This window comes from Enterobacter sp. BNK-34 (genome assembly GCF_048684445.1).
Lineage (GTDB): Bacteria > Pseudomonadota > Gammaproteobacteria > Enterobacterales > Enterobacteriaceae > Enterobacter > Enterobacter pseudoroggenkampii.
On the sequence record NZ_JBLQUA010000001.1, the window covers coordinates 1,531,489 to 1,549,904 of the forward strand.

Below are 18,416 nucleotides of genomic sequence, written 5' to 3' on the forward strand. Positions count from 1 at the left end.
CGTTAAAAAATCCCATAAACCAACGCAACACAATTCATACCCTTTCAGTATGTCTCCATATTCATGCAGTTTGCGTGAATAAGGCGCTCATTGAGGAAGTCAGTTTCTATGAAAAACGTTAAAGTCAGCCTTGCCTGGCAGATCTTAATCGCCCTTGTGCTGGGCATCTTGCTGGGCAGTTACCTTCACTATCACAGCGACAGCCGCGAATGGCTGATTGCGAACCTGCTCTCTCCGGCAGGGGATATCTTTATTCATCTGATCAAGATGATTGTGGTACCGATTGTGATCTCGACGCTGGTGGTCGGTATTGCGGGCGTCGGCGATGCGAAGCAGTTAGGTCGTATTGGTGCGAAAACCATTATCTATTTCGAAGTGATCACTACGGTGGCGATCATTCTCGGTATCACCCTGGCGAACGTGTTCCAGCCGGGTTCCGGGATTGATATGTCGCAGTTGGCTACGGTGGATATTTCGAAATACCAAAGTACGACCGCCGACGTGCAGAGCCACGCGCACGGCCTGATGGGCACTATCCTGTCGCTGGTGCCGACCAACATCGTGGCGTCGATGGCGAAGGGCGAGATGCTGCCGATTATCTTCTTCTCGGTGCTGTTTGGTCTGGGGCTCTCTTCTCTGCCGGCGACGCACCGCGAGCCGCTGGTCACCGTGTTCCGCTCTATCTCCGAAACCATGTTTAAAGTGACCCACATGGTGATGCGCTACGCGCCGGTAGGGGTGTTCGCGCTTATTGCCGTCACCGTGGCGAACTTCGGTTTTGCCTCCCTGTGGCCGCTGGCGAAGCTGGTGATCCTGGTGCACTTCGCCATCCTGTTCTTCGCGCTGGTGGTGCTGGGGATCGTGGCACGTCTGTGCGGGCTGAGCATCTGGATCCTGATTCGTATCCTGAAAGATGAGCTGATTCTGGCCTACTCCACGGCAAGCTCTGAGAGCGTGCTGCCGCGTATTATTGAGAAGATGGAAGCCTACGGCGCGCCAGCGTCGATCACCAGCTTCGTGGTGCCGACCGGTTACTCCTTTAACCTGGACGGCTCAACGCTGTACCAGAGTATCGCCGCTATCTTTATTGCGCAGCTGTACGGCATTGACCTGTCGCTCTGGCAGGAGATCGTACTGGTACTGACGCTGATGGTGACGTCCAAAGGTATTGCAGGCGTTCCGGGCGTTTCGTTCGTGGTGCTGCTGGCAACGCTTGGCAGCGTTGGTATTCCGCTCGAAGGTCTGGCATTTATTGCGGGCGTGGACCGTATCCTCGACATGGCGCGTACGGCGCTGAACGTGGTGGGCAATGCCCTGGCGGTGCTGGTTATCGCCAAGTGGGAGCACAAATTCGACCGCAAAAAAGCGCTGGCATATGAACGCGAGGTGCTGGGTCGTTTTGATAAGACGGCTGACCAGTAACATCCTAAGCCCGGTGGCGCTGCGCTTACCGGGCCTACGGGTTTTGTAGGCCGGGTAAGGCGAAGCCGCCACCCGGCACTTTACTCCCCGCTCAACGCATCAAACTCTTCGCATCCCGTATCAAACCCTTCAGTGCAGCTCAGATTCAACCAGTACAGTGCTTTCTGTTTATTGGGCGTGATAAAGCCTTTCTCACCCTGCCTGAACAACATCCCCGCCCAGTACTCGGCGTAGCCCGTACGCGAAAGGGCTGAACTCCGCTTGAACCACGAGGCGGCCTGCACGTCATCCCGCGCCACCTCTACGCCGTTGGCATAAATCAGCCCCAGCAGCAGTTGCGCATCGACCGCAGAGTCGCTGTCGATATCTTCGGTTGCCGTTTGCAGCAGTCTGATGGCCTGGGGGTAGTCAGTTTTCCCCGCCTGAGTATTCACCAGAATGCGCGCCAGCATGATCGCGCCGCGTTTGCTGCCAGCAATGTTTGCCTGTTGCGCCAGGGCTTTGGCCTGTGCGTAATCGCCCTGCGTAAAAAGGATTTGCGACAACAGCGCCATGGCGTCAACATCGCCGCCTTTTGCGGCTTTCTCGGCCCACAGCGCGGCCTGCTTGCTGTCGCCGGAGCTGAAGTACGTATCAGCAAGATAATACTGGGCACGCGCATCGCCGGCTTCCGCCTGCTTCTGATACTGGCTGCCTATCTCATCCGCGCGGGCGAAGGACGTTAAAAACACTAACAACAGAAAAATGGCTTTCATGGATTCTTATCATCTGGGTACACGCCGCGCAGTATAATCGCGGGCGCAAAAGAAAAAAATGGGTGCATTAAGACCTCAGCATCCTACAAGCCGGGCGGAACCATTGTTCCGCCCGTAGAGGTTAGCCTGGGTTGCAGGCTAATTTTGCCGCCACCTCCTGATGCTCACTCTTTATTGAAAACTCGCAGAGCCTACCGCGAGTAATAAAGGTAAAGATCACTATCGTCAGGCAAATAATAAAGACGATGCCTAACGCAGTTTTTAATGGCGTCATGCCTTTTACTCCTTGTCAAAAAAAGAATAAGAGGCTACTCTCAACCTGTTGGGAGTTGAGGGAGTAGCCTCGGGTAAATGAAAATTTCCCGGGGCTTTCTACTTTCTGTCCCTCAACAATGCTCAAGACAGAAAGTCTTAAGCACCCGCCGCACATCTTATCCCTCTGAATTAAAATGCAAAGATGTAATTCCTTTTCGTGAAAATTACATTATTTCTGCGAGCCGCTTTCCAGAATAATAATTTCTATTTCTTATGAATTAATCGGAAATAAAAAAGGAGTGAATATATCACTCCCTTTATTCAACGATAAATTAACGGCTTCAACCCATTGCGCTTTCGCGCAGTCGGGCTTTCAGCTTGTTATATTCGTCGATCACGTACTGTTCCGCCGCGTGCTGATCCGCAATCGGCTCAACGTTGACGGCGCAGTATTTATACTCCGGCGTTTTGGTTATCGGGCTTAAGTTCTCCGTCACCAGCTCGTTGCAGGCACCAATCCACCACTGATAGGTCATATAGACCGCCCCTTTGTTTGGACGATCGCTGACCTGCGCACGGGTGATAATCCGCCCTTTGCGCGAATTCACCCACACCAGCGCCTCGTCCTCAATACCAAGGCGTTCCGCATCGGCGGTGTTGATTTGCGCATAGCCCGGTTCGTCCGCCAGCGCCGCCAGCGCGGCGCAGTTACCGGTCATCGAACGACAGGAGTAGTGCCCCACCTCACGTACGGTGGAGAGCACCATCGGATACTCGTCAGTGAGTTTATCGATCGGCGCGACCCAGTCGCAGGTGAAGAACTGCGCCAGCCCGTTCGGGGTGTCGAACTTCTCTTTAAAGAGGTACGACGTCCCCTGGTCGGTTTCGGACTCATCGCGGCACGGCCACTGGATATACCCCAGCTCACCCATTTTTTCATAGGTTGCCCCGTAGAAGTCCGGACACAGACTGCGCAACTCGTCCCAGATCTCCTGAGTGTTGTTGTAGTGCATCGGGTAGCCCATGCGGGTGGCGATTTCGCTGATGATCTGCCAGTCGGTTTTCAGGTCCCACTTCGGCTCGACCGCCTTAAAGAAGCGCTGGAAGCCGCGGTCTGCCGCCGTGTAGACGCCTTCATGCTCGCCCCAGGAGGTCGACGGTAAAATCACATCCGCCGCCGCCGCGGTTTTGGTCATGAAGATATCCTGGACAATCACCAGCTCCAGATCCTCAAACCCTTTGCGCACCGCCGAGAGCTCGGCGTCGGTCTGGAGAGGATCTTCACCCATGATGTAGGCCGCACGCACTTCGCCATGCGCCGCGCGGTGCGGCAGCTCGCTGATGCGGTACCCGGTGTGTTCCGGCAGGCTTTCCACGCCCCAGGCCTTCGCGAATTTGGCGCGGTTCTCCGGGAATTTCACGTATTGATAGCCAGGATAAGTATCCGGCAGCGCGCCCATATCGCAGGCGCCCTGGACGTTATTCTGACCGCGCACCGGGTTCACACCAACGTGGGCTTTACCCAGATTACCGGTCAGCATCGCGAGGCTGGTCAGAGAGCGCACGGTCTCCACGCCCTGGTAGAACTGGGTCACGCCCATACCCCAGAGGATGGCGGCGGTTTTCGCCCCGGCATACATTCGTGCCGCCTGGCGGATCGCCTGCGCGCTGACGCCGGTGATCGCTTCCACCGACTCCGGCGTATAGCCTTCGACTATTTTCTTGTACTCTTCAAAGCCTTCCGTACGGGTCGCGACAAACGCCTGGTCGTACAGGTTCTCCTCAATGATGACGTGCCCCATTGCGTTCAGCAGCGCGATGTTCGAGCCGTTTTTCAACGCGATGTGCATATCCGCAATGCGCGCGGTTTCAATTTTGCGCGGATCGCAGACGATGATTTTCGCCCCATTCTGCTTAGCGCGAATAACGTGGTTCGCGACGATAGGGTGAGAATCCGCCGGGTTATAACCAAAGATGAAGACGAGATCGGTATTATCTATCTCGTTGATGGCATTGCTCATTGCGCCGTTACCGACCGACTGGTGCAGACCTGCAACCGATGGGCCGTGTCAGACGCGAGCGCAGCAGTCGACGTTATTGGTTCCAATAACGGCGCGCGCGAATTTTTGCATCACATAGTTGGTTTCATTTCCCGTCCCGCGGGAAGAGCCGGTGGTCTGAATCGCATCCGGGCCATATTTGGCCTTGATGGCGCTCAGGCGCGTGGCGACGTAATCCAGCGCCTCGTTCCAGGAGACGGCTTCCAGCTTGCCGCCGCGCTCGCGGCGGATCATAGGGTTTTTCAGGCGCGGGGTGAGGATTTGGGTATCGTTTATAAAATCCCAGCCGTAGTAACCTTTCAGGCATAGCGTGCCCTGGTTGGTTTTCCCCTGTGCGGCCTCTGCCCGGACGATTTTGCCGTTATCGACCACCAGGTGGATCTTGCAACCTGAGGCACAATAAGGGCAAACCGTGACGACTTTTTTCATCAGTCAGCTCCAGTTAATCGAATCATTCGCACCCACTATGCAGCTTCTATGCCATGTTTTTCGTATGGGTATACCCTGACTTTACGGCCCCTTCGCGGTGAAAACCCTGACAAAAAACAGCCAATCGTCAAAATTGACGTGTCGACAAGGCAGCGGATGTGACATGGGTTGAATTTCCGTCACTGAAAAAACCATTTGACTGGAGCCGACGGCAGAATGGTTCAGACTTAACATAATCCCCTGACGGAAGCATACGATGAAACCGGCGATTCTGGTGGTTGATGACGATACGGCAGTCTGCGAACTGCTTCAGGACGTGCTGAGCGAGCACGTCTTCAGCGTGCTTGTCTGCCATAACGGCCAGGATGCACTGCGGCAGGTGCAGCAGGAGCCGAATATCGCGCTTGTGCTGCTGGACATGATGCTGCCGGATATCAACGGCCTGCAGGTTCTGCTGCAGCTGCAAAAGCAGCGACCGGCGCTACCGGTTGTGATGTTAACCGGGCTGGGCAGTGAGTCAGACGTGGTGGTGGGGCTGGAGATGGGGGCCGATGATTATATTGGCAAACCGTTCAACCCGCGCGTAGTGGTCGCCCGCGTGAAAGCGGTATTGCGCCGTACCGGCGTGCTTGCTGCGGAATCCCCCGCAGCGCCCGTCGCGTGCATTGCGTTTAACGGATGGACGCTCGATACCACCCGCTGTGAGCTGAGCGATCCGCAGCGTAATCCCGTCCCGTTAACCCAGGGCGAGTACGGCCTGCTGCTGGCGCTCACGCAAAATGCCCGTCGGGTGCTGAGCCGTGACCGGCTTCTTGAGCTGACTCACAGCGAAAGCGCCGACGTGTTCGACCGCACGATCGACGTGTTGATCATGCGCCTGCGACGGAAAATCGAGGCTAACCCCCATCAGCCTGCACTCATTAAAACCATCCGTGGGTTGGGCTATGTGTTTGCTACCGACGTTTCCCATAGCGAGAAAGCGGCCTAAGTATTCTCTTTGATAAACAGCTGCAGCTCGGCCAGCGTTTTCGCGCCGTCAATCGCGTTGGCGGCCAGCAGGCTTGCCCGCGCGCAGGCGTGCGCCAGATAAATGCTCTCCGTGAGCGGCAGCGATTCATGGCAACCGTATAAAAATCCGGCGCAAAAAGCATCGCCCGCGCCAACGCTGCCGATAATCTCTTTCTGCTCAAGTAACCATGATGGGATCCAGCGACCTTGCTCACCCGGCGCTTCCCCCCATGCCCCTTCCGGACAGTGGATCACAACCCGCTGACGAACGCCTGCTGCCAGCAGCTGTGCGGCGGCTTCAGCAATATGGGCTGTGTTCAGCGCATCGCTGCCGTCGCGCATCTCCAGCCCGCTAAACTCCCCGGCTTCCAGCTCGTTAATGACCAGATAATCAAGATGGCGCAGGGCAGGGAGCACCAGCGGCTGGTAGCGCGGGTCGCCCTTGCGGGAAACCAGGTCGAGCGAGGTTTCATACCCCTGGTCGCGCATCTGCGCCAGCAGCCGCGCGCTGCGGGTGCCAAATTCGTCATCGGGCATATCCAGGCTGTCGAGCAGCAGCAGGTAGCCGAGATGGAAGATCTTCATCGATCCGTCTAAGCGATCGAAGGCGGGAAGATCCAGCAGGCGGTTGGCGCCCGGCGAGTGGAAAAAGGTGCGTTGTCCGCTGGGATCGGTCATCACCTGCGACATGGAGGTCGGTGCGAAGGTGGTGCGCTGTACGCGCTGGCGATTGACATGGTACTGGTCGAGCATCGCCAGAATGTAGTCCCCGTCGCTGTCTTCCCCGATCAGCCCCACCGCCTGCAGCGGCAGGCCAACGTGCATTTTCGCCAGCGTCAGCAGGACGTTGAGCGGCGCGCCGCCGGTTGAGCGTTCGCTGTGGGTGATTTCCGCCAGCCAGCCGCGCTCCGGCCACTGCACGATCTGGTGGACGTGGTCCACCAGCATATTGCCTGCGGCGATTATGCCCTTACGTTCCATTATGCCTGCCCCGCGCTGCCGAAGATGCGCATCTGTTCGGCGACCGTATCGGTTATCGCCTCTTCTATCCCCAGCAGCAGCTCGGCAAATTCATCATACAGCGGCTGGCGCTTCGCCATGCGCTGCTCAACGGCGGCGAGCGCGGCCTGCGACATGCCGGTATAGAAATTGATTTTATGAATGCCCAGCTCAATCGCGCGACGGAAGTCGGCATCGCTAATCCCGGAGCCGCCGTGTAAAACCAGCGGCAGCCCCGTCTGCTGACTGATGGCGTCCAGGCGTGGGAAATCGAGTTTCGGCTCGCCCTTGTATTTGCCGTGCGCGTTGCCGATAGCCACCGCCAGCGCGTCAATGCCGGTTGAATCGACAAATTCGCGCGCCAGCTGCGGGTCGGTAAAGCACGCTTCATCCGCATGTCCGTAAAGCGCGCCGCCTTCATCCCCCCCGACCGCGCCCAGCTCCGCCTCCACCGAGACGCCCACCGCATGGCACATTTTCACCACTTCCCGCGTCTGGCGGATGTTTTCCTCATAGCTCAGCGTAGAGCCGTCGAACATCACCGAGCTGAACCCTAAGCGCAGGGCGCGCACCACGGCATCAAAATGCAGGCCGTGATCGAGGTTGAGCACCACGGGAATGTCGTGACGGGCGGCTTCGAACTTCACCGCTTCGACAAGCGAATCCAGCGACACGTACTTAAAGTGCACTTCGGCGATGTTGATGATAAACGGCGAGCGCTCCTGCTTTGCGGCGGCGAACAGCGCGCGCAGGAAGTGGGAGTCGAGCACGTTAAACGCGCCCAGCGCGTAGCGGTGTTGTCTGGCGTGCGCAAGACCGTCGGCAAGAGAAATCAATGGCATCATTCACCCCTTATATCCGAAACTGGTTGTACTCGTTGCACAGCACCAGCAGCGCCGGCTCGTCTTCTTCGATGTTGTTATAGCGGGCAACGGGCTGCAAAAAGTGGTTGTCGTGCTCGTCGTCATTGACCGAGGACACTTCCCCGACCAGCACGTCGCCGAAGCCGCGTTCGCCCCAGAAGCTGTGATAAAGACCGGGCGTCAGGCAGATGCTTTCCCCTGGCGTGAGGCGCAGCTGGCTGCCGGGGGCGTGGGTCTGACGGCAGCCGTCGACGGTGACCGTCACGTCGGTGTTTTCCGTCTCTTCATGTGCACCGGCATTCCACAATTCTACAATCAGGTTCCCGCCACCCCGGTTGATGATGTCTTCTCGCTTACGCCAGTGAAAATGCATCGGCGTCACCTGGCCGTCGCGCACGTGCATGATTTTTTCGGCATAGCCTTTTTCATACGGCACCCCGTTGGGCGAGCCGTTGCGCAGGGTGAACAGCGTCAGGCCCTGTGCGGCAAAGCTGTTGCCGCCGAACGCCGTCACGTCCCAGCCGAGCTTGAGGTCGAACACTTCCTGCCACGCGGCCTGGTCAAGCTGCTGCCATTTTGTTGGCGGAAAGCTTGCAAACGGCGGGAGATGGACGTCGTGCATGGAAAAGAACTGCCGCGTGTGGCCGAGAATTTCATTGATGTCGGAGCGTTTCATGGGGACTCCTTGAAAACAGTTCCCTCTCCCTGCGGGAGAGGGAAAAAGGATCATTTAACCGTCCACCCCTTATACGTGCCGACGTTCTTTTTATCGATCATCGTCACCGGGATCAGCACGGGCGCTTTCGGCGCAGGCTTGCCCTGGAGAATGTCATAGCCGATCTCCACCGCTTTTGCCGCCATCACCTGCGGATCTTGCGCCGGGGTTGCCACAAACAGCGAGTTTTCACGCTTCAGCGCTTCCTCACCGTCCGGTGAACCATCCACGCCGACGATAAAGAACTCATTGCGCTGCGCCTGCTTCGCGGCCAGATCGGCGCCGATCGCCGTCGGATCGTTAATCGCAAACACGCCGTCGATCTTCGGATTGGCCGCCAGCAGGGAGGTCATGACTTCCAGACCGCCTTCACGACTGCCTTTGGCGTTCTGGTTATCCGAGAGCACCTTGATATCCGGGTGTTTTTTGAACTCCGTCTGACAACCTTCCACGCGGTTTTGCACCGCAGAGACCGGTGGTCCGTTGATGATCACCACGTTGCCTTTGCCTTTCAGGCGGTCGGTAATGTACTTACAGGCCATTTCGCCCGCCTGGGTGTTATCGGAGGTGATGGTGGCATCAGCCCCTTCCGCCGCCACGTCAACCGCCACGACCACGATCCCGGCGTCCTTCGCACGCTTCACCGCTGGGCCGATCCCTTTGGAATCCGCGGCGTTGAGGATGATCATGTCTACCTTCGCGGCAATAAAGTTGTCGATCTGAGCCACCTGCTGGCCCAGATCGTACCCGCTGGAAACCAGCGTCACCTTGACGTTATCCCCAGCCAGCTTGCGCGCTTCCAGCTCGGCACCTTTGGTGATCTGCACGAAGAACGGGTTGGCCAGATCGCCCACCGTCACGCCGATGGACTTCAGATCTTTTGCCTGCGCAAACGGCGTTGCGGCAAGCAGCGCGCCAGCACAGAGCGCGGTCACTAACGGTTTCAAACGCATATGGTTTTCCTCGAAGCTGTAGGGTGTTGTTGTTATGCACTTTGATGGTGTCGGGTACGGTATTTGTCGATCAGCACCGCTATGATGATCACCGCCCCTTTGATCACCAGCTGCCAGAAGTAGGAGACGCCCATCAGCGTCATGCCGTTGTTGAGGGTGGCGATGATCAGGGCGCCGACCAGCGTGCCGGTGATCGTGCCAATCCCGCCGACGAAGCTGGTGCCGCCAAGGATCACCGCCGCAATCGCATCCAGCTCGTAGCCTGTGCCGAGGTTGCCGTTAGCGCTGTACAGGCGTGAGGCGCTCATGACGCCGCCGAGGCCGGAGAGCAGGCCGCTCATGCCGTAGACAAACAGCAGCACCAGCCAGACCTTGATGCCCGTTAAGCGCGCCGCCTGCATGTTGCCGCCCACGGCGTAGATATGAACGCCGAGCGTGGTGCGGCGCAGGATGAACCAGCAGATAGCGATGACCGCGAGGGCGATCACCACCAGCCACGGAATCGGGCCGAGATAGTTATTGCCGATCCACTCAAAGTTGATGTTGGAGTTAATGACCGTCGTGCCGTCGGCCAGCAGATACGCCGCACCGCGCAGTGCCGTATAGGTGCCGAGCGTCACGATGAAGGGCGGCAGTCCGGCGAAGGCCACCAGCGCGCCGTTGAACAGGCCCAGCACCATGCCGAGCATCAGCGCGGCCGGAATGGAGAGCATGGCAAATTCAGGGATAAGTGAGACCACCATCGCCGCTACCGCCGTAGTGCCCAAAATCGAGCCCACGGAGAGGTCAATCCCGCCGGTTAAAATGATGAAGGTCATTCCCGCCGCCAGCACGATGTTGATCGACGCCTGACGGGTAATGTTGAGCAGGTTGCTCTCGGTAAAGAAGTTCGGGGCAATAAAGCCAAATACCGCCACAATCAGGATCAGAATCGGCAAAATACCGACCGTTTGCATCAGATCGCTCATCAGCATTTTTTTTGCGGAGGCGGATTTCGCCACCTGCTGCGGACTGGTTGAATGTGTCATGGTTACACCGCCTGATGATGAGTGTCGTTCACGCCGGTTGCCAGCGTCATGATGTTTTCCTGAGAGATGTCGCGCCCGTGGAGCTCGCCCGCAATGCTGCCTTCACGCATCACGTACACCCTGTCGCTCATCCCCACCACTTCCGGCAGCTCGCTGGAGATCATCAAAATCGCCACCCCTTTGCGCGCCATCTGGTTCATGATGCGGTAGATCTCGCTTTTCGCGCCGACGTCCACGCCGCGGGTGGGTTCGTCCAGAATCAGAATGCGCGGACCGATGGCCACCCAGCGGGAGATCAGCAGCTTTTGCTGGTTGCCGCCCGAGAGCCCGCCCGCGCGCACCTGCGAATGCGGCACGCGGATGTTGAGCAGGGCAATGGCATCATCGGAAATCGACTGGGCTTTTTTACGGTTTAGCATGCCGAAGGTGGCGTCGCGTTCCAGCGTCGCCATGGTGATGTTCTCCTGCGCCGCCAGCTCCAGAAACAACCCCTGCTCCTTGCGGTTTTCGGTGAGAAAACCGATGCCGTTTTCGATGGCCGCGCGCGGGGAGTGGATCACCACCGGCTCTCCGTCGACCTCAATCATGCCGCCGGTGGCTTTACGTACGCCGAAGATAAGCTGCGCCAGCTCGGAGCGTCCGGCCCCGACCAACCCCGCCAGCCCGACGATTTCGCCGGAACGCACCTGCAGGCTGCAGGGCTGTACTTTTTTACCGTCGGTGAGGTGGTGCACGTTGAGGCGCGGGCTGCCGAGGGGAATGTCACGCTCCTTGTTGAACAGGTCGCTTAGCGGGCGGCCCACCATCATGCGCACCAGCTCAGAGGCATTCAGCTTGTCGCGCGTCAGGCTGCCGACGTACTGCCCGTCGCGCAGAACGCTGACGCGGTCAGAGAGTTCATACACTTCCGCCATGCGGTGGCTGATATAGATGATTGCCATTCCTTCATCGCGCAGGCGTAAAATCAGTTCAAACAGGCGATGCGTTTCCCGCGAGGAGAGGGCGGCGGTGGGTTCATCCATCACCAGAATGCGGCTGTTGCGGTGCAGCGCGCGGGCGATCTCCACCTGCTGCTGCTCGGCGATGGTCAGCTTCATCACCAGGTCGGTGGCGCTGAACTGCGCGCCGAGACGGTCAATCACCGCCTGCGCCTGGGCGGCCATCTCTTTGCGCTGCACCATCCCGCCGCGCGACAGCTCGCTGCCGAGGAAGATATTTTCGGCAACGGTCAGATTGGGCGCGAGCTGCATCTCCTGATAAATCAGGGTGATGCCCGCGGCCAGCGCATCTTTCGGCCCTTTAATATGAAACGGCTGGCCGTCGATCAGGATCTCGCCGCTGGTGGCGGTATAGGCCCCCGCGAGGATTTTCATCAGCGTACTTTTTCCCGCGCCGTTTTCCCCCATCAGCGCGTGGATCTCACCGGGGAAAACCGTCAAATCCACACCCTTGAGCGCGTGGAAACTGCCAAACGTTTTGGCAATGCTGCGCATCTCTAATACCGGGGTTCTGCTCATGGCGGATCTCCTGTGAATGCCGATTTCTGCACTTCATCACAGGTGCGTAAATGCAAAATGTCAGAAGCTGTTCATATTTGTCATAGTTATGAATAGCTAATGTGGATCACAGTTACGGAGTCAACATGTCTTCACGCCCCCCGTTTTTCGCCAGCGCCCGCGGTCGCCTGCTGATATTTAATCTGCTGGTGGTCGCCGTGACGCTGATGGTGAGCGGCGTGGCGGTGCTAGGCTTTCGTCACGCCAGTCAAATCCAGGAGCAGGTTCAGCAGCAAACGCTGGATGACATGACCGGCAGCATGAACCTGGCCCGTGATACCGCCAACGTGGCGACGGCGGCGGTGCGGCTCTCGCAGGTCGTCGGGGCGCTGGAGTACAAAGGCGAAGCCGAGCGCCTGAAGCAGACGCAAATGGCACTGCGCCGCTCGCTGGAACAGCTTGCCGATGCGCCGCTGGCGCAGCAGGAGCCGGCGCTGGTGGCGCGCATTATTCAGCGAAGCAATGAGTTGCAGCAGAGCGTGACGGAGATGCTTGAGCGCGGGCAGCGACGCCATCTGGAGCGTAACGCGCTGCTCAGCTCGCTATATCAAAGCCAGAGCTACCTGCGTCATCTGCAGGACATCAACCGCCGTTACGACAGTAACGTACCGGATGCGCAGCAGCTGATGGAGATGGATCGGCTGATCGCTGCTGCCATCGACACCCCTTCGCCGCGCGCGACCGTTCATCAACTGGACGCAGTGGCCGCAACGCTGCCCCGAAATGCCGTACAGCCGGTCGTGAAGGGGGTTCTGCCTGATTTTAATGCCGAGTTAGGCAAGCTCGCCCCGCTGTCGAAGCAGCTGGAAGAGAGCGATCTGGCGATAAGCTGGTATATGTTCCACATCAAGGCGCTGGTGGCGATCCTCAATAGCGACATCAATCAGTACGTCGGGCAGGTGGCACAGGCCTCCCGGCTTCGTACTGATCAGAGTCATCACGAGCTGCAATCCATCAGCGTGTTTATCAGTATCTTCGCCATCCTGGCGCTGATCATCACCGGGTGCGCCTGCTGGTATATCTACCGCAATCTGGCCTCTAACCTGACGGCCATTTCCCGGGCGATGTCGCGCCTTGCTCACGGCGAACAGGATGTTTCCGTTCCTGCCCTCCAGCGGCGCGATGAGCTGGGTGAACTGGCGCGCGCGTTTAACGTTTTTGCCCGCAATACCGCCTCGCTTGAGCACACCACACGTCTGCTGAAAGAAAAAACCACACAGATGGAGATCGACCGCGTCGAGCGTCAGGGGCTGGAAGAGGCGCTGCTACATAGCCAGAAGATGAAGGCGGTCGGACAGCTGACCGGCGGGCTGGCGCATGATTTTAATAACCTGCTGGCGGTGATCATCGGCAGCCTTGAGCTTACCGACCCCGAATCAAAAGATGCGCCGCGCATTACCCGGGCGCTGAAGGCGGCCGAGCGTGGCGCCTTACTGACCCAGCGCCTGCTGGCGTTTTCCCGCAAGCAATCCCTGACGCCACATGCGGTAGAGATGCTGCCGCTGCTGGAGAATCTTCGGGAACTGATGCGCCACTCCTTGCCCGCCACCCTGACCCTGGAGATTGAAGCGCAATCACCGGCCTGGCCCGCGTGGATAGACGTCAGCCAGCTGGAAAACGCCATCATCAACCTGGTGATGAACGCCCGCGATGCGATGGAGGGGCAAAGCGGGGTGATTAAAATTCGCACCTGGAATCAGCGCGTCACCCGCAGCGACGGTCGCAGGCAGGATATGGTGGCGCTGGAGGTCATTGACCGCGGCAGCGGCATGTCGCAGGAGGTGAAATCCCGGGTCTTTGAACCGTTCTTCACCACCAAGCAGACCGGAAGCGGGAGCGGGTTAGGCCTGTCGATGGTCTATGGCTTTGTGCGCCAGTCCGGTGGGCGCGTGGAGATTGAAAGCGCGCCGGGGCAGGGGACGACTGTCCGGCTTCATCTCCCGCGATCTGTGCTGCCCGCCGCTGCAGATGATGAAGCGCTGTCAGCCACCGCCTCCGTCGAGAGCGAGCGCCTGGTTCTGGTGCTGGAGGATGAAGCGGATGTCCGCCAGACCCTGTGCGAGCAGCTGCATCAGCTTGGTTACCTGACGCTGGAAGCGGACAACGGCGAGCAGGCGCTGAGCATGCTGGCGGCGTCGCCGGATATTGGCATGTTTATCAGCGACCTGATGTTGCCCGGCAGCCTCAGCGGAGCCGAGGTGATAAACCATGTGCGTAATCATTATCCGCAGCTTCCGGTGCTGCTGATCAGCGGCCAGGATTTACGACCCACGCATAATCCTCAGCTGCCGGACGTTCCGTTACTGCGTAAGCCGTTTACGCGGGTGCAGCTGGCGCAGGCGCTGCGGAAAGTGATGGTAATTTGAGATTCCTCCGCTACCCCCGTTCCCTACCGTTCATTATCGTAAGGTCAGTTCACCTGCGAGTCTGGCCTTATGAAACGTTACTCAACCGCTCTGTTATTCGGTCTGCTGTCACTCACCAGCCAACTGGCTCATGCCGATATTGTTGATGATGCTATTGGCAACATTCAGCAGGCTATCAACGATGCCTATAATCCCAGCAGCAGTCGCAGCAGCAGCGATGACGATCGTTATGACCGCAGCCGTCAAATCGACAGCAGACAGTACGACGATCGTCGTCGACAGCTTGAGGACAGACGACGCCGTTTAGACGAGCGCCAGCGACAGCTGGATGACGATCGCCGTCGGTTAGAAGAGGATGAGCGCAGGTTAGAGGACGATTACGATCGAGGCTAAGTGCGGCCTGTTGCCCTCACCCCAACCCTCTCCCACGGGAGAGGGAGAAAACCTAATCCAGCACCAGCACCATCCCGTCATACCCCGCTTCAATGCCGTCGGGCAGCGGATTATCCATCATCCACACGTCAAACTGATGGCTGATGTGGGTCAGGATCACCTGCGGACAGCCAATCACCTCGTTTAGCGCCATCACGGTATTTAAGTCGCAATGGTTTCGCGGCGTCTCGTCGCGCGGTGCATGGCTGCAGTCGATAATCATCGCCTGCGGCTGATTGTTGAGCAGGAACTTCACTGTTTTTTCCGGCAGCCCGGCGGTGTCGGAAAGCCAGGCCACGCGGCTGTGGGCCGACTCCAGCAAATACCCGAAGGTCAGTTTTGAATGGTTGAGCGGCAGCGGCGTGACCCGCATCCCCTGAAGTTCAAACATCATAAACGGTTCGACCGTGTGGCTGAAATCCAGAATCCCCGGGTGTTTAAACAGGTCGTCGCATCCTGCTTCGTCCGGCGGACCGTATACCGGAATCGTCGCGCCAACGCCCCAGCGCAGGGGGAACAGCCCCTGAACGTGATCCATATGGTAATGGGTGAGCAAAAACTGCTGAAAGCTGCCTGCGGGCCAGTCGTCCATCAGGTGCGGAATGCCCGCGTCCAGCAGCGTCACCGCATCGTTGAATTTGACCACCGCGCTACAGGGGCGACGGCGATAGGTCTCCTGCAGGCGCGCCCGGCGACACGCCGCGCAGTCGCAGCCAAAGACCGGCACCAGCTGGGCGCCGCCCGTTCCCGTCAACGTGATTGTCAGACTCATAACGCACCTCTACAGCGGTTTGGTGAATCGGAAATGGCTCTGCGTGTATCCTTCACGAACGTAAAAACGGTGCGCGTCAGTGCGCTTCACGCTGGTGGAAAGTTCGGTCAGCTCCGCGCCGGCCTGCCGTGCCACCTCTTCCGCCCAGGCCAGCAGCTGGCTGCCCACCTTTAACCCACGCGCCTGCGGCATCACCACCAGCTCCTGGATTTCGCCGATCCAGCGCGCGTGATGGAGGTGAAACTGCATATGCAGGCCGATCATGCCGACAACATGTCCGCCCAGCTCGGCAAGCTGGTAGCGCATATTGTGATCCTGAAGGTTGGCAAGAAATCCGGCGTGGAACGCCTGATGGTCGAACTCTGCCTGTTTAAGTTCGCAGATCAGGGCATAGACAATCTGCGCATCGTCGGCAGTAGCGGGGCGAAGCTGGCAGTCAGGCATGCTGTTTCTCCTTCTGACGGATAAGCGATAAAAAGGTATCGACTGACTGTAGCAAACTTCCGTCGTTATTGAGGATGTGGCAGTCGGACGGGGCATAGCGGGCCGCACGCTCTAGCCGCTGATCGATCTCACGGGCTGATTCACGCCCCCGGCTCTGCAACCGGCTGCGCAGAACGTCCGGCGAAACCTGCAGACAGATCGGTAGCAGGGCTGCTCCATAGCGGGCGCGCGCTTGTGGTAGATGCGCGCGGGAGCCGTTAACCAGCACATCGAACCCCGCATGCAGCCACAGATCGGTCTCAATGCCGATCCCGTAGTAATAGCCGTTGGCATGCCAGCTCAGCGCCAGCAGGTTTTGCCCGGCACGAATGAAAAACTCCTGCTCGCTCAGGGCGATATGGTTTTCACTCCCCGCATTGGCCGCGCGGGTAATATAGCGGTGCGCGACCAGCAGCTGCGGATGTTCCCGCTGCCGTAAGGCGGACAGCAGGCTGTCCTTACCGGAGCCTGAAGGCCCCATTAGCCAGATTAATCTCCCCATCAGAACACCCTTTTTCCCTGACGCCAGACGTGGTCGATATGAACGTGCTCGCCCTTACGGTGGGCGAGTACCAGGTCCGCACGTTTCCCTTCGGCAATTTCTCCGCGATCGTGAAGGTTAAGCGCCGAGGCTGGGTTTTTCGTCACCAGGCGAATCGCCTGCGGCAGCGTAAAGCGGTTGCCCTCGTCGTCGGCCACTAGGAACGCCGCATCCAGCAGGCTGGCGGGGTAGTAGTCGGACGAGAGGATATCCAGCAGGCCGAGGGAAGCGAGCTTGCTTGCCGCAACGTTGCCGGAGTGCGAGCCGCCGCGCACGATATTTGGCGCGCCCATCAGCACGTTCATGCCGTGCTTTCGGGAGGCTTCAGCCGCTTCAAACGTGGTGGGAAATTCGGCGATCACGCTGCCAAGCTGGTGGGATTCAAGCACGTGATCGTGCGTGGCGTCGTCATGGCTGGCCAGCGCGATATTGCGGTCACGACACATCGCGGCAATTTTGAGGCGGTTAGGCTGCGACCATTGTGCCGCAAGCGCCAACTGCTCTTCCTCGTAGCGCGCCATCTCTGCATCGCTGAGAGAATATTTCCCCTGATAGTATTCGCGATACTTTTCAATGTTGGCGAACTGACGCTGTCCCGGCGAGTGATCCATCAGAGAGACCAGCGAGACCGGCTCGCGCCCGACCAGTTTTTCAAACAGCGGCAGGGTGGTGTAGTGCGGCAGCTCGCAGCGCAGGTGCAGACGGTGCTCGGCGCGGTTGAGGCCGCGTTTTTGCGTCTCCTCCACGGCGTTGATCATCTTCTCCAGGTTCTCCAGGCGATCGCCGCCGTCGCGCACGTCGCCAATGGCCACCGCGTCCAGCACGGTGGTGATGCCGCTGGCGACCATCAGCGCGTCGTGGCTGCTCATGGCTGAATGGGCGGGCCAGTCCACCTTCGGACGCGGGGTGAAGAATTTGTCCAGATTATCGGTATGCAGTTCAATCAGCCCCGGCAGCAGCCAGCCGCCGTCGCCGTCCATCGCTTCAGGAGTACGGCTTTGGGTTTCGGCAAAGGCGCGAATAACGCCTTCATGGACTTCAACCGAGCCATCAACGACTTCATTGTCCAGCACCAGCTTGACGTTATTGATAATCATGCGGAAGTCCCCATTGGGTGCAGTCTGTCTGCGACGCGGGTGCGAACGGTCTCGTCGTGGAAGATCCCGACGATCGCCGCCCCGCGCGCTTTGGCCTGTTCGATCAGCGCCACTACGGCCGCGCTGTTTTTATCGTCGAGCGAGGCGGTGGGCTCATCAAGCAGCAGTATCGGGTAGTCGACGATAAAGCCGCGGGCGATATTGACGCGCTGCTGCTCGCCGCCGGAAAAGGTCGACGGGGCGAGGTGCCACAGGCGCTCGGGCACGTTGAGGCGCGTCAGCAGGCTGGCGGCTTTGGCGGCGCAGTCTTCGCGCGGCACGCCGAGATCCAGCAGGGGCTGCATCACCACGTCCATGGCGGAGATCCGCGGGATCACCCGCAGAAACTGGCTCACCCAGCCGATCGTCGAGCGGCGCACTTCCAGCACTTTACGCGCGGGGGCCTTTACCAGGTCGATCCATTCATCGCCGTGGCGAATGTGAATATGACCTTCGTCGGGCAGATAGTTGGCATACAGGGAGCGCAGCAGGGTCGATTTTCCGCTGCCGGAGTGGCCGTGCAGCACTACGCATTCGCCCTTGTTTACCTCTAACGAGGCGTTTTGCAGCACCGGCAGGCGCACGCCGTTTTGCTGGTGGAGCACAAAGGTTTTACTTACGTTTTGTACGCGGATCATGTTGG

The 18,416-nt window shown here is 58.8% G+C and carries 18 protein-coding genes; 4 read left to right on the plus strand and 14 right to left on the minus strand.

The annotated features are described in order from the left end of the window. The first annotated feature begins 108 nt into the window (after nt 1-108). Nucleotides 109-1,422: a glutamate/aspartate:proton symporter GltP gene (gene gltP / locus ACMGG5_RS07510; protein ID WP_024906735.1), complete on the plus strand. Its 1,314-nt coding sequence runs from the start codon at nt 109-111 to the stop codon at nt 1,420-1,422. An 80-nt stretch (nt 1,423-1,502) separates the two neighbouring features. On the opposite strand, the gene ACMGG5_RS07515 is transcribed toward gltP, so the two are convergent. From ACMGG5_RS07515 to fdhF, 3 genes are all read right to left on the minus strand, one after another. Further along, entirely contained in the window at nt 1,503-2,177 is a 675-nt protein-coding gene (locus ACMGG5_RS07515) for a tetratricopeptide repeat protein (RefSeq protein WP_148769109.1), read from the minus strand. A gap of 121 nt (nt 2,178-2,298) precedes the next feature. Then, nucleotides 2,299-2,451, minus strand: coding sequence for a Hok/Gef family protein (locus ACMGG5_RS07520; RefSeq protein WP_032650616.1), 153 nt, complete (start codon nt 2,449-2,451; stop codon nt 2,299-2,301). A 322-nt stretch (nt 2,452-2,773) separates the two neighbouring features. After that, the gene (gene fdhF / locus ACMGG5_RS07525; protein WP_420277667.1) at nt 2,774-4,921 is read right to left on the minus strand and encodes a formate dehydrogenase subunit alpha; all 2,148 of its coding nucleotides are present in this window, start codon (nt 4,919-4,921) and stop codon (nt 2,774-2,776) included. Nucleotides 4,922-5,177: 256 nt separating this feature from the next. On the opposite strand from fdhF, the gene ACMGG5_RS07530 reads away from it, so the two are divergent. Next, entirely contained in the window at nt 5,178-5,909 is a 732-nt protein-coding gene (locus ACMGG5_RS07530; RefSeq protein WP_420277668.1) for a response regulator, read from the plus strand. On the opposite strand, the gene ACMGG5_RS07535 is transcribed toward ACMGG5_RS07530, so the two are convergent. Genes ACMGG5_RS07535 through ACMGG5_RS07560 form a run of 6 tightly spaced genes read right to left on the minus strand, consistent with a single transcriptional unit; the run spans nt 5,906 to nt 12,004 of the window. Next, nucleotides 5,906-6,910, minus strand: a complete 1,005-nt coding sequence (locus tag ACMGG5_RS07535; RefSeq protein ID WP_420277669.1) for a carbohydrate kinase family protein — start codon at nt 6,908-6,910, stop codon at nt 5,906-5,908. The genes ACMGG5_RS07530 and ACMGG5_RS07535 overlap by 4 nt on opposite strands. After that, nucleotides 6,910-7,770: a ketose 1,6-bisphosphate aldolase gene (locus ACMGG5_RS07540; protein WP_420278610.1), complete on the minus strand. Its 861-nt coding sequence runs from the start codon at nt 7,768-7,770 to the stop codon at nt 6,910-6,912. The genes ACMGG5_RS07535 and ACMGG5_RS07540 overlap by 1 nt, the downstream gene beginning before the upstream one ends. A gap of 10 nt (nt 7,771-7,780) precedes the next feature. Next, nucleotides 7,781-8,467: a D-lyxose/D-mannose family sugar isomerase gene (locus ACMGG5_RS07545; RefSeq protein ID WP_420277670.1), complete on the minus strand. Its 687-nt coding sequence runs from the start codon at nt 8,465-8,467 to the stop codon at nt 7,781-7,783. A 50-nt stretch (nt 8,468-8,517) separates the two neighbouring features. Beyond that, nucleotides 8,518-9,459: an ABC transporter substrate-binding protein gene (locus ACMGG5_RS07550; protein WP_021242935.1), complete on the minus strand. Its 942-nt coding sequence runs from the start codon at nt 9,457-9,459 to the stop codon at nt 8,518-8,520. A 32-nt stretch (nt 9,460-9,491) separates the two neighbouring features. Then, nucleotides 9,492-10,487, minus strand: coding sequence for an ABC transporter permease subunit (locus tag ACMGG5_RS07555; protein ID WP_048990313.1), 996 nt, complete (start codon nt 10,485-10,487; stop codon nt 9,492-9,494). A 2-nt stretch (nt 10,488-10,489) separates the two neighbouring features. Further along, nucleotides 10,490-12,004, minus strand: coding sequence for a sugar ABC transporter ATP-binding protein (locus tag ACMGG5_RS07560; protein WP_023334199.1), 1,515 nt, complete (start codon nt 12,002-12,004; stop codon nt 10,490-10,492). Between the two features lie 125 nt (nt 12,005-12,129). On the opposite strand from ACMGG5_RS07560, the gene ACMGG5_RS07565 reads away from it, so the two are divergent. Both ACMGG5_RS07565 and yjdP read left to right on the plus strand, forming a co-directional pair. Then, complete coding sequence (locus tag ACMGG5_RS07565) at nt 12,130-14,409, plus strand: ATP-binding protein (RefSeq protein ID WP_420277671.1); 2,280 nt, start codon at nt 12,130-12,132, stop codon at nt 14,407-14,409. Between the two features lie 69 nt (nt 14,410-14,478). After that, a complete protein-coding gene (gene yjdP / locus ACMGG5_RS07570; protein WP_032650638.1) occupies nt 14,479-14,802 on the plus strand; it encodes a DDRRRQL repeat protein YjdP in 324 nt (107 codons plus the stop codon). Between the two features lie 52 nt (nt 14,803-14,854). Here the strand turns inward: yjdP and phnP are convergent, their stop codons facing one another. Genes phnP through phnL form a run of 5 tightly spaced genes read right to left on the minus strand, consistent with a single transcriptional unit; the run spans nt 14,855 to nt 18,411 of the window. Next, entirely contained in the window at nt 14,855-15,613 is a 759-nt protein-coding gene (gene phnP / locus ACMGG5_RS07575) for a phosphonate metabolism protein PhnP (protein WP_420277672.1), read from the minus strand. Between the two features lie 9 nt (nt 15,614-15,622). Then, nucleotides 15,623-16,057: an aminoalkylphosphonate N-acetyltransferase gene (gene phnO / locus ACMGG5_RS07580; protein WP_024906746.1), complete on the minus strand. Its 435-nt coding sequence runs from the start codon at nt 16,055-16,057 to the stop codon at nt 15,623-15,625. Further along, a complete protein-coding gene (gene phnN, locus ACMGG5_RS07585; protein ID WP_208763893.1) occupies nt 16,050-16,601 on the minus strand; it encodes a ribose 1,5-bisphosphokinase in 552 nt (183 codons plus the stop codon). Before phnN ends, phnO begins: the two co-directional genes overlap by 8 nt. Next, a complete protein-coding gene (gene phnM, locus ACMGG5_RS07590) occupies nt 16,598-17,734 on the minus strand; it encodes an alpha-D-ribose 1-methylphosphonate 5-triphosphate diphosphatase (RefSeq protein ID WP_420277673.1) in 1,137 nt (378 codons plus the stop codon). Before phnM ends, phnN begins: the two co-directional genes overlap by 4 nt. Next, a complete protein-coding gene (phnL, locus tag ACMGG5_RS07595) occupies nt 17,731-18,411 on the minus strand; it encodes a phosphonate C-P lyase system protein PhnL (protein ID WP_420277674.1) in 681 nt (226 codons plus the stop codon). The genes phnM and phnL overlap by 4 nt, the downstream gene beginning before the upstream one ends. Between the last annotated feature and the right edge of the window lie 5 nt (nt 18,412-18,416).